This window comes from Bacillus sp. JST-5 (assembly GCF_057747715.1).
The window spans coordinates 18,800-19,176 of the sequence record NZ_JBYLHW010000041.1; the positions used below are offsets into that span (position 1 = coordinate 18,800).

Consider the following 377-nt stretch of genomic DNA (forward strand, 5'->3'; position numbering starts at 1 on the left):
TAAAGTGGCGGAATTATTAGTTCTACATTTTGTAATGATTTAAACTTTTCTTCAAGTGCACTTCTCAATCCCTTATTCGCAGCCACTCCACCTGCTAATAAAACTTGCTTCACATTATATTCTTTTGCTGCCAAATAAGTTTTCTCAACAAGTACTTCTACTACACTCTCTTGAAAACTAGCTGCTAAGTTTTCCGGCTTAATTGTTTCTCCTCTTTGTCTAGCATTATGTAGAACGTTAATGACTGCTGACTTTAATCCGCTGAAGCTAAAATCATAAGAACCATCTTCTAGCCATGCTCTCGGCAGTTTTAATGTCGCTTTACCTTCATGCGCAAGACGATCAATATGAGGTCCCCCTGGATAAGGTAAATTTAG

The 377-nt window shown here is 37.7% G+C and carries 1 protein-coding gene; it reads right to left on the reverse strand.

Annotation, left to right across the window (positions count from 1 at the left end; translation table 11 throughout):
• The coding region (locus AC3ASS_RS09405; RefSeq protein WP_488283274.1) for a Kae1-like domain-containing protein at window positions 1–377 on the reverse strand (377 nt) is incomplete at both ends.